At 59.4% G+C, this 10,118-nt stretch carries 6 protein-coding genes; 1 reads left to right on the top strand and 5 read right to left on the bottom strand.

What is annotated here, in order from left to right; all coding sequences use genetic code 11:
- Nucleotides 1–2,969, bottom strand: a 2,969-nt coding sequence (locus WA354_RS06010; RefSeq protein WP_472812105.1) for a DEAD/DEAH box helicase, incomplete at its 3' end; no start/stop codon positions are given.
- Between the two features lie 181 nt (nt 2,970–3,150).
- Here WA354_RS06010 and WA354_RS06005 point away from each other — a divergent pair.
- Nucleotides 3,151–5,940, top strand: coding sequence for an AMP-binding protein (locus tag WA354_RS06005; RefSeq protein WP_472812104.1), 2,790 nt, complete (start codon nt 3,151–3,153; stop codon nt 5,938–5,940).
- On the opposite strand, the gene WA354_RS06000 is transcribed toward WA354_RS06005, so the two are convergent.
- The 4 genes from WA354_RS06000 to WA354_RS05985 form a co-directional block, all read right to left on the bottom strand.
- Nucleotides 5,923–7,005 (bottom strand): hypothetical protein, encoded by a 1,083-nt coding sequence (locus WA354_RS06000; RefSeq protein WP_472812103.1) that lies wholly within the window; start codon nt 7,003–7,005, stop codon nt 5,923–5,925. The two genes, WA354_RS06005 and WA354_RS06000, sit on opposite strands and share 18 nt — an antisense overlap.
- A 227-nt stretch (nt 7,006–7,232) precedes the next feature.
- Nucleotides 7,233–8,297, bottom strand: a complete 1,065-nt coding sequence (locus tag WA354_RS05995) for an Abi-alpha family protein (protein WP_472812102.1) — start codon at nt 8,295–8,297, stop codon at nt 7,233–7,235.
- Nucleotides 8,298–8,560: 263 nt separating this feature from the next.
- Entirely contained in the window at nt 8,561–9,631 is a 1,071-nt protein-coding gene (locus WA354_RS05990) for a PilZ domain-containing protein (RefSeq protein WP_472812101.1), read from the bottom strand.
- Between the two features lie 151 nt (nt 9,632–9,782).
- Nucleotides 9,783–10,118, bottom strand: a 336-nt coding sequence (locus WA354_RS05985) for a hypothetical protein (protein ID WP_472812100.1), incomplete at its 5' end; no start/stop codon positions are given.

Raw genomic sequence — 10,118 nt, 5'->3', positions numbered from 1 at the left:
CGTTCGGCCAGCGGCGCATCGCCTTCGTACATAAAGTTGGCCACGTAGCTGAACAGCAGCGATGAGGCAAAAGGCGAAGGCTTGTGCGTCTCGACAACGTGCACGCGGAGTTGGCGCTGTTCGATGGCGCGCAGAGTCTCGATCAACGCCGGCATGTCGAAGACATCGCGCAGGCACTCGCGGTAGGCCTCAAGGAGTAAAGGAAATGATGGATACCGCGATGCGACGCTCAACAGGTCGTATGATCGCTTGCGCAGCTGCCACAGGGGCGAACGCTGGTCGGCGCGGCGGCGCGGCAAGAGCAGTGCGCGTCCGGCAGCTTCGCGAAATCGTCCGGCGAAGAGCGCAGTCGAACCAAGCTGGCGGAGAACCATCTGCATTGCTTCGGCAGATTCGATGAGAATCCAATCGGGATCGGGTGGCTCGTCTGTGTCGGGAAAGCGGAGAACGAAGCCGTCGTCGCCCCAGAGCGTCTCCACTTCCGAGCCGCCTGCAGCGCGAATGCGGGCACTAATTGCCATCGCCCAGGGAATGTGGATACGACTGCCAAACGGCGTCAGCACGCACACCCGCCAGTCGCCGAGCTCGTCCCTGGTTCGTTCAATCACAATCGTTCGGTCATCCGGAACCTGGCCGGTAGCAGCTTCCTGATCGGCGAGGAACTGCAGCAGGTTCTCAGCGGCACCGGGATCGAGATCGTGTTCATTAACGAGGCGCGTGAGCGCGGCGGGCTTTGGCAGGGCACGTAGTTCGCGGACCAGTGCTCCAATGCGGCGGCCAAACTCCAGCGGACGACCGGGGCCATCGCCTTTCCAGAAGGGCATCTTGCCCGGTTCACCCGGGGCGGGAGAAACCAACACCCGATCGTGGGTGATGTCTTCAATACGCCAGGTAGAGGCACCGAGAATGAAGGTCTCGTTGGGATGGGACTCGAAGACCATCTCCTCGTCGAGTTCCCCGACGCGGATAGACTTGCCCTCGGTGTGGGCGAGGAAGACGCCGTAGAGGCCGCGGTCGGGAATAGTTCCGGCGTTGAGAATTGCAAGGCGGCCAGCGCCTTCGCGGGCTGTGACGACATTCCGGATGCGATCCCACGTAAGGCGAGGGCGCAGTTCGGCGAACTCGTCAGAAGGATAACGGCCGCTCAGAAGATCAAGGACCCCGTCGAAAGCAGAACGTGTGAGGGCGCCGAATGGCGCTGCGCGACGCACCAGATCATAAAGCGCATCGACGTTCACCTCTGGCTTCGGCTCCTGTTCCGATGGGTTCGCGCTTTCCCAGGTCTGAAAGTCCATACCCGCGGCACCCAGTTTGAGGGAAGAACGAGAAGCGACAATTCGCCGCTTAAGGGGTTTAGGACGGGTGGGAGGCTTGTACCCCGGCGGGTGGGCGACAATGGCGACGAGTTGCTGGCAGAGCACGTCCAGAGGATTGCGCGGAAAGCGCGTCGACTCGATGTGCCCTTCGTGCATCGCGCGAGTCACTGCCGCACAGGCAACAAGGTCGGCGCGGTATTTCGGAAAAAGGACGCCCTCACTGACAGCGTCGACGGAATGGCCGGCACGGCCGATGCGCTGCATACCGCTGGCCACGGATGGCGGCGCCTCGATCTGGATGACGAGGTCGACAGCGCCCATGTCGATGCCGAGTTCGAGAGTAGAAGTGGCACACAGAGCCTTGATCTGGCCGGCCTTCAACTGTTCCTCAATCACCGAGCGCTGGTACGCGGCAAGCGAGCCGTGATGAGCGCGGGCGATAGCTTCCCCGGCAAGGTCGTTTAGCGCGCCAGCGAGGCGTTCGGCTACCTGGCGACTGTTGACGAAGAGGATCGTGGAATTTCGCTCGCGAATGAGTTCGAGAAGGCGGGGATGGATTGCGTTCCAAATTGAAACCCGACGGGGTGCCTGAGAGGCGGGTCCGGTGGGTATCTCCTCCATGGTCTGGAGCCGCGCCATATCTTCAACCGGAACTTCAATGCGAAGCTTCAACTGCTTGGGAGCAGAGGCATTAATGATAGTGACAGGCCGATACCGAAGCGGAGCATGGCTCTCGTCCGGTGGCAAAGACGGCATGTCCGAAGAGAACTCAGCGTGATCGACCGGATCAAGAATTACAGACGGGAGTGACGTTAACGACTCGACACGGTTGTCGCTGTCTTCCTTACAAACCGCCACACCATTAGGTTCTTTTAAAACAGCGCGTTGCACTACCGAATCTAAAGTTTGCCTTTGAGACCTATCTTTATCGCTTTTGGCGAGAATTGGCATTGTGGAAGCGATCTCGATTCCACCGAGAAACCGTGCCACTTCTTCCAGCGGCCGCTGCGTGGCCGAGAGGCCGATACGTTGCAAGCGCCTCCCGGTTAAAGACTCAAGCCGCTCGAGCGTCAAGGCCAGATGGGCTCCGCGCTTGGTGGGCACCAGAGCGTGGATCTCGTCGATGATGACGGTGTCGACAGTCCGCAACGCGTCGGCGGATTGAGAAGTCAGCAGCAGATAGAGCGACTCAGGCGTGGTGATCAGGATCTCGGCGGGATCACGGCGGAAGCGAACCCGCTCCTGTTGCGGTGTGTCCCCGGTTCGCACGCTGATGACTGGATCATGAAAAGGCACGCCCCGGCGTCGAGCCATGTTGGCGATGCCGGCCAGTGGCGACCTGAGGTTGCGCTCGACGTCGACGGCCAGGGCTTTCAGGGGCGACACGTAGACGATCTTGCAGCCTTTCTTTCGATCGTCACCGACGTCGTGGAGCATCAAGCGGTCGAGACACCAAAGGAACGCTGCGAGGGTCTTGCCGGTCCCGGTGGGCGCGAGGATGAGGGAACTTTCGCCGCGAGCGATCACCGGCCATCCGAGACGCTGCGGAGCGGTCGGTGCATCGAACACAGCCCGAAACCACTCTGCCGTCACGGGGTGGAAGCAGGCAAAAACATCTGTGTCTGGGATCGGCTTGGGCGGAAGAGAGGACATCTTTTTACTTTTAACGCTCTTTGAGCATAGCGCGAGTGTGGGGGAAAGAAAAGGCGAAACTCATCCCAATCTCTGAGCGGCTACGAGCCAATGTCGCGCGGGTTGCGCAGTCGGCGAAGTACTACAGGGATGAACGCGATAAGGCAGTGCGCTGCTACGATTCGATGCAGGAGCAAGTTACGTGCGCGCGCATCTGGCTACGCTGCTGGACGACTTAAGAAAGTATGACCGGGAGATCGCGATCGTGCGCTACATGGGAGTACGCCGGCAGGTCACCACCTACGGCGAACTGGCGCGTATGGCTGGGCGGTTCGCGGCTCTGCTTGAAGATCGCCGCATCGGTATTGGCGATCGGGTGCTGCTATGGGGTGAAAATGGCGCAGAGTGGCTCGCTGCGTTCTATGGATGCATGTTGCGCGGCGTGATGGCGGTGCCCCTGGACGAATTCGGCAGTGCAGAGTTTGCAGAACGAGTTGCGGCAGACGTGAAGCCGAAACTGTCGGTAGGGGATGCAGGTCTGCTTCGCAAACTGAAGGGAATGAGGAACAGAGAGCAGGGGGTCGGTGCGACTGAGCCATCGATTAGACTCGATTTTCCGGCGATAGCCTTCGAGGATTGGGCTGCTTCTCTGCCCGTGCGGGAGGCGGGCGCGATAGCGGGTCTCTCTTCTGAGACTCCACTGCAAATCTTGTTTACATCGGGAACGACGGGAGATCCCAAGGGCATTGTGCACACCCATGGCAACGTGCTGGCGAGCGTAGGTCCAATTGAGGAAGCCGCCCAGAAATATCTGCGCTACGAGAGATACGTTCACCCGCTGCGTATCTTGCATACTTTGCCGTTGAGCCACGTATTCGGGCAAACGATGGGTCTCTGGATTCCTCCTATCTTTGCGGCGGAGGTGCACTTTGAGTCGCGGCTCGTGGCGGCGCACCTGGTAGACGCGATCAAGCGGGAACGGATTTCGGTGCTGGCGGCAGTTCCCCGCGTCATGGCTCTACTGATGACCCATCTTGAACGCACGACGCCGGGGCTGGCAGGGCGTGTGAAAGTGTCGAAGGGGATGAAGGCGTGGAAGCGCTGGTGGGTCTTCCGCGACGTGCATCGCACCCTCGGCCTCAAGTTTTGGGCATTGATCTCGGGTGGTGGCGCCCTGGCCGGTCCGCTGGAACAGTTTTGGAACGCGCTCGGATTCGTCGTCGTGCAGGGCTACGGCATGACGGAGACAACAGCGCTCATCACGCTCAATCATCCATTTCATGTGGCGAGCGGCACCGTTGGCAAACCGTTGCCGGGGCGTGAAATTAAGATTGGTCCGGACGGTGAAGTGCTGGTAAAGGGTCCGATGATTTCGACCGCGACCTGGAGCGGCGGAGAGTTGCGGCAGCGCCAAGACGAGTGGCTGGCGACCGGTGACCTCGCCGAGGAACAGGCAACCGGAGAGTTGCGCTTTATGGGTCGCAAGAGCGAGACGATCGTTACCTCCGCCGGGGTCAATGTGCATCCCGAGGACCTGGAAGCAGCACTTGAAGAACAACCCGAAATCGCTGCCAGCGCAGTCGTGCCAGTGGAGACTGTTGCCGGGCCGGAACCGTGCGCGGTGCTTGCGGTGCGCGGCGGAGACAAGCAGGCGATGCAAGCGATAGACCGGGCGAATGCGCGCCTGGCAGAGTTCCAGCGTGTACGTCGCTGGATGGTTTGGCCCGAGCCTGATCTGCCCAGGACTTCAACGGGTAAAGTGCGGCGGGAGACGGTTGCAAAGTGGGCTGCGGGTCATTCTGTTGATGTTGCAGCGGCTCACGCGAACGGCGCCGCGGCGCGGACGGAGGATTGGCTGTTTTCACTTGTGGCGGAGATTTCCGGTGAGCGGCCGATGGGCGGAGATGACTTGCGCCTGAACGACGACTTTCATCTCGACAGCCTTGGGCGGGTACAGCTTGCGGCAGCGCTGGAAGAACGATTGGGGGATGCTCCGGGAGAGAGCCTGGTGGACGCAGCGACGACGCTCGGAGATTTGAGGCGACTGGTCGGGGCTGCTCGCAGTTCTGCGATGGAAGCGCAGAGATCGCCGGATACTGCCATTGGGGCCGAGTCCTTCAATGGAGGCGCTTCCCAACTCGGCTCTTCTGAAAAAGATCTCACTGCGGCACGCAGGCAGGATGGGGGGGATACTTCCGATCGCCCCGCAGATTCTTCGGGGGCCGGCCAGGATGGGCGAGTTGGCTCGTCATCGGCGGATGCGGCGAATTTCGTGAAAACGGGATTTATCTATCCGCGTTGGCCGTGGTCGAAGCCGGTGCAATGGTTGCGCGCAGCGTTTCTTGAGCTGATTGCGCAGCCGCTCGTCTGGTTCCTGGCGGATCCGCGTGTATCTGCGCCGCGCGAACTGCGAACCGATGAGCCGATGCTGATTATCTGCAACCACGTAACCGCGTACGACGGTGCGCTGGTTGAGTACGCCCTGCCGGGGCGCATCCGCCGCTGGACCGCGGCAGCAATGCTCGGTGAGATGCTGGAGGACTTCCGAAACTTCCGAAATCCGGACACCGGTCGATTCATGCTCTTTGGTCCAGCAGCCTATTGGCTGTTGACGGTGTTTTACAACGTCTTCCCTCTACCGCGCCGAAGGGACTTTCAGCGGAGCTTTGCCCACGCCGGCGATGCCATGGACCGCGGTTACAACGTGCTCGTATTCCCCGAAGGAACGCGATCGGTCGCGGGTCAGCTCGCGCCGTTCAGGCCGGGTATCGGCCTTCTGGTAAAGCAGGCTCATGCGCCTGTGCTGCCGGTTGCCATTCTGGGACTGGGCGAGCTGAAGATAAAGGGTCGCGGATGGTTCCGTTCGGGGAATATCGAAATCCGTGTGGGAGAGCCAGTTCACTTCGGTCTGCTCGAAAGCGAAGCAGCTATCACAGAAGCACTGCACGCGAGGGTAGCAGCATTAATGCTGGACTCAGGTTTGCGGAGCTGACTCCTCTTTCGAAGGGGGAGTGTCGTTCGTCGGCCGTGCGGCATAGTAGTCATGCGGCGCGCCGCGGTGTCCCTGACAACGGGCAAACAACTCAAGGCCCAGGGCTGTCGGAGTGAGATTCGCTTCCTGTTCGAAATTAAAGTATTTCGACTTGACCCTCGGTTCAAGCAGACCCAGCAGAGATAGCTGGAAGATATTGCGATCGATCTTCATCAAATCGTGCGCTCCTGCGATCTGCATCAGCTCCTGCGCAGAACAGACGAACGGTTGAGCTGAAACTGCCCCAGAATCTGCGAAAATCTTTCGCGACTTTGTGCAAGCCGCAGTGAAGAGGCGGCCATCGATCGAGGCAAGCTCGGCCAACAAATCCATATAAGGGAGATTGGACTCGTCGTCGCCCATCAGGGTGCAGGCTGTCGCAAGAACTCCCGCCCAGAGCTGCTGCGTGGTCGTGTCCTCCGCCCATGAACCTTCTTGAATCACGCGCATAACGAGCTTTTGTGGAGCACGCAGGCGGTCAAAATCTCGCTCCGCTGCAAGCATTGTCTCGGCGCGATGCGCTATGACAACGGCGCTGGAGATGCGGAGATTGCTTAGGCCTTCGCGAAACAGGAGTTTGAGTTCCTGGGTAGCCGAGGGACAAATTCGGCGGAGAAACGACAGCGCACGGGCGAGACGAAACTCGCTGAGGATGTCTTCGGCCTCGACCAGTCCGTCGGTCTTCCAAAGCCAGAGATCCATGCTTTCGGGAAGAACGAAGTTGAGACCCATGCCGTCTTCGCCCCAGCGCACTGCTTTGGCCTGCAGGGTTACCTCGCGATCGGGATCATCGTCGGCCAATTCGGGATAAACAAGACGAATCGGATTGACCTCGCCCTGGGGCCAGCGTTCGCGCGTGACAAGGTACATGCCGGTCGCGCTGATGTTCTTCACGATATCGAGGCCTGGGGAGGTTCCGGTCCAATGAATGGCTTCGAGGCCCTCCACGGCGCGCCGCTCGGCTCGCGGATGGTGGGGCTCTTCCGGCGGGAACGTCTTTTCGAACCAGGTCCTCAGAGACCTCATGCTGCCCTCCTGAATTCGTGCGGCTTCCGCAGCGAGATCAAGTTTGCGGGTTCTCTGGGCCCGCGAACTCGACCCGATCTGAGATTGTTCCTGAGTGCATCGTACTCCCGCAATTGCCGGTTCGTAATGGGGAGGTAATTACTTAGGCAGTAGTGTCACAGACTGCACCATTGGACTCCGCAAAAGAGTTGCCGCGAATCACCTGTTTCCATTTCATCATTGTGGACTCAATCGGCGGCAACCGCGTGGGCGACAGGACATTCTGCGAAGAACTCTTCCACGGCTCGGCGATGGCCATGGCAGCGGGCGTAGAGTTCGAGAGATGTCGATGTGGGAGTAATGACGGCCTGGTCAAGAAGCGAGAAGAACTTCCACTTCATGCTTTTCTCAATAAGACCGAGCTCCGCAAGGTGCTGAATGTCGCGTTCGATGTGAACGCGATCATGGGTGTGGGCAATCTGAACGAGTCTCTCCGCGGAGCAAGTGAGCGGATGAGCGTGCACCCGACCATTTCGGTCGATCGACTTGTCCGAGAATTGACAGGAGCCAGAAAAGATACGGGCCTGGATGGTGGTCATCTGACTTAGCAGAGGGACGAACCTCAAATCTGACTGCGAGGGTTCAGCAGCGGCACAGGAGGTAGCCAGGACACCGGCCCAGTAATGCTGAATCCAATCAGTCTCGGCCCACGAGCCGTCCTCGAGGATGCGCAACACGACCGCTGGATCGGCCTGCAACCGCTCTCCTTTGCTTTCAAGCGCGAGCAGTCGGTCTGCGTGCATGGCGATTTCAATCGCACTTTCCAGGCGAAAGTTGCTGAGCCCGCGCCGCATCAAGAGTTTGGCTTGTTCGATTGCCGCGGGTGAAATGCGTTGGATAAACGCGATTGCCGCCGCCAGTCGAAATTCGCGTACGACGTCTTCCGGTTCGGTTTGCGGTACAGAAGTCTTGATTGCGCTTCGCCAGAGGCACAGGTCTGCGCCGCGCGGCATCAGAAATTTGACGCCGACACCTTCACGATCGCGGCGAATGGTTTTGGCCTGTACGGTGAAATGGCGCTGGTTGGCGGTTTCAAGTGCGCCGGATCGCTGCAAAGACAACGAAAGGACTTCGCCAACCTCCCAGTGCTTGCTTGTGAGAAGATAGGCGCCGCTGCTGCTGATGTTGGCAACGTGGCTCTGTCGGGGCGTCGGGCCGTCCCAATGGAAGACAGCGAGCGCGGGCGATTCGCGGCGCTCTGCCCGTGGGCGATAGACAAAAGGAAGACGAAACCAGTTTTTGGACGAACCCAACGGAACCCTCCGGCAAGAATGTGCTAGAAACGCGACGCGGCAGCCGCTTCCTGACCGTGGCGAAACGTCCCGATCGCGCACAACAGTTTTATGAGAGGAATTCTATGGTGGCCCTTGTATAGCCATATGTGTTTCTCGTCACAGCCTGGAGCGAAATATTTCTGGGGAGATAGCCATCACAGAGAAATGCATACCCAGCTTGGGAGGCTTTAAAGGGACCCGTCCCGACCACCAATTTGCGTGCGGTCGGAAAGGGGCGATCTTCATCCTTCGAGGGCAATCGCGCCTGAAAGAGTAACCGGGACGCCGTAGAAGCCCTGGGCTGTGCCGCGGTGGCCGTTGCACCGTGCGTAGAGTTCCAGGCCCAGTCCGGTGGGCGTAACCGTGGTGTCGGTCATTTGCTGGAAGAATGCGGATTTCTCTCGCGGTGCAATTACTCCAACCTCCGACATGTAATTCAGTTCGCGGTCCAGCTTGATCAGGTCGTGCGAACCTGAAAACTTCATCAGATCTGCCGCTTTCCAGTTAAGAGGGCGCGTGGAGATCAGGCCGGGGCCGGTGACGAGCTTGGTAGCCTTCGTACACGCGGCGGCAAGAATGCGCAGATGGAGGGCCTTGAGCTGGCTTAGCAGGTCGATAAAAGCCAGGCTCGACTCATCACCGCCGGTCGTTGTACAGGAAGCTGCGAGCAGACCTGCCCAGAATTGAAGCATCCATTTATCGTCAGAAGACCAGGATCCGCTCTCAAGGATGCGCATTACGACGTGGGGCAACGCCTGCAGATGGTCGACCTGCACCGACGCGCCGAGCATTTTCTCAGCATTCAGAGCTATTTCCACCGCATTTTCAAGGCGATAGTTGCTCAATTCTTCGTGAAGCAGTCTACCTACCGATTGGCTGGTTTCAGGAGCGACGCGGGAAAGAAAGGAGATGGCCTGAGCGACGCGGAATTCACGCAGGATGTCTTCGGGTTCATTCTGCTCGGCAGCGCTCTTTAGCGGGCTCTGCCAGAGCCGCAGATCGGCACCGGGAGGCAGAACGAACGTTACCGCTACGCCGTGGTCGTCCCACCGAACAGCCCTTGCCTGAACAGAGAAGCTGTGTTCCTTTGCAAGCGGTCCGCTGCGTTGCAAAGAGATTGCAACGATTTCTCCTGGTTCCCAGCGTTCCTGCGTAACAAGAAAAGCGCCGGTTGCGCTGATATCACGGACGGTGTTCTGACGCAGACTCGAGCCTTTCCAATGATACGCGGCAAGCGAAGGCGAGTTGCGTCGTTCAGCCCGGCGGCGTTCTGACGCGAAGGATCCATCGGAGTGGGGACTTGTCGAATTCATGCAACCCTCGGAGATACTCTTCGGCGCGGGCACGAGTTCGAAAAGAAGGCCACTGAAGGGTTGCAAGCCTTCGTTTCGGATGGCGCCCATAGCGCCGGTACTTCGAACCATCTTACTCCCCAATATCCCACTTTTGTGGGATTGGCAGGCGTTACTTTGGGCACCAAATGCCGATTTTGGGCGTGGACGGGATGAGGTACGCTGGATAATAGAGATCATCCCAAACCGTTTGAACGTGGTCGTTGAACCATACGGCGAATTGCTGCGAGGTAGTTGTGTCGTTTTCGCTTCTAACCCAGGTTTTTGCCGGCGGCAGCCTGGTGAGTGCCGGCTGCTGCTGCCTGCTTGAAGTCGCAATGGTGCTGGAGATCCGGCGGGGGCTGGCGGGTTGGCGTCCTGCCCGGTTGCAGAGAGACATCGTAGTCACTTTTCGCAGCCACCGGAGGTTCTGTCCGGGAAGCCCATTGCGCGCAGCATTTGTGGCGTC

The organism is Occallatibacter sp., from assembly GCF_049802275.1.
Classification (GTDB): domain Bacteria; phylum Acidobacteriota; class Terriglobia; order Terriglobales; family Acidobacteriaceae; genus Telmatobacter.
Note: the sequence above shows the minus strand (reverse complement) of the source record. Positions and strands in the feature narration are given on the sequence as shown.